Origin of the sequence: Citrobacter sp. Colony219 (genome assembly GCF_019382635.1) — a bacterium.
In the GTDB taxonomy this organism is placed as follows: Bacteria; Pseudomonadota; Gammaproteobacteria; order Enterobacterales; family Enterobacteriaceae; genus Citrobacter; species Citrobacter youngae.
This window is the reverse complement of record NZ_CP080033.1, coordinates 3201135-3202063: the sequence shown is the minus strand read 5'-3', so window position 1 is coordinate 3202063 and position 929 is coordinate 3201135. Positions and strand designations below refer to the sequence as shown.

Genomic DNA, 929 nt, shown 5'->3' with positions numbered 1-929 from the left:
AGCCAGTACTGGCGAGCATTTCTTTCTTCACGCGAAATACTGTAGCTCTGCCGCAATCACACAGCTTTGCGATTTCGTCTGGTGTGTTCTTTCCGGCCTGTAACATATCGATAATCTTGCTATGTAGCCCTTTGTTCTTTTGCTTGCCCTTGTACTTCTTAGCCTCTTTGGCAAGAGCGATCCCCTCATTGCGACGTGATGCGATCATGCCTCTTTCGAACTCTGCTACCGCTCCCATCATGGTTAAAATCAGTCGGGATTGTGGGGAATTATCAAAGCTCATCGAGTTTGCCAAGAACTGGACAGTGATCCCTCGATCTACGAGGTTATCAATCATTTCCAATAAATCGCGGGTATTACGTGCGAGGCGATCAATTGAATGAGTGACGAGGGTGTCACCTTCTCGGAGGTGTGAAAGCAGGTTCACCAATTCAGGTCTTTCGCTGGTGGACTTGCCTGATTCCTTCTCTGTAATGATTTTGTCGCAAACAGGTTCCAGTACTGCCAACTGACGTTCAAGGTTCTGATCTTTTGTTGAGACTCTCGCATAACCAAAAATCATTTTCCTGCCCTCACTACCGTGATAAGTATCATTTGAATTAACTAAATGATACAGTATCATTTAAATTATTTCAATGTATAAATGATACTAAACGAGACGCAAAAGAGGAGTATCACAAGGGACTACCCAAAAGAGATTTTTGATCGTGCGTTTTTTAATCGATATCGGATTAGTGAAAAGTTCTGTACTGAGATCTGAGTTCACGGCATTTGGTTGACAGGGTTGAACCTGATCAGACGAACGAGATTTTAAATCGTGCGGAAAAAAACAGACTCTACTTTTATCTGAGTAAACGATCCCTTTAACTTTTTGGTCAAAAAATGGGTGAACTGGGTTTCGATTATTTTATGTTCTAAAGGCTGGTAAC

Annotated in this window: 1 protein-coding gene; it reads right to left on the bottom strand. The window is 42.3% G+C overall.

Annotation, left to right across the window (positions count from 1 at the left end; genetic code table 11):
• Window positions 1-562: recombinase family protein (locus JTI85_RS14505; RefSeq protein WP_219351665.1), on the bottom strand; the 562-nt coding region annotated here is incomplete at its 3' end.
• Between the last annotated feature and the right edge of the window lie 367 nt (window positions 563-929).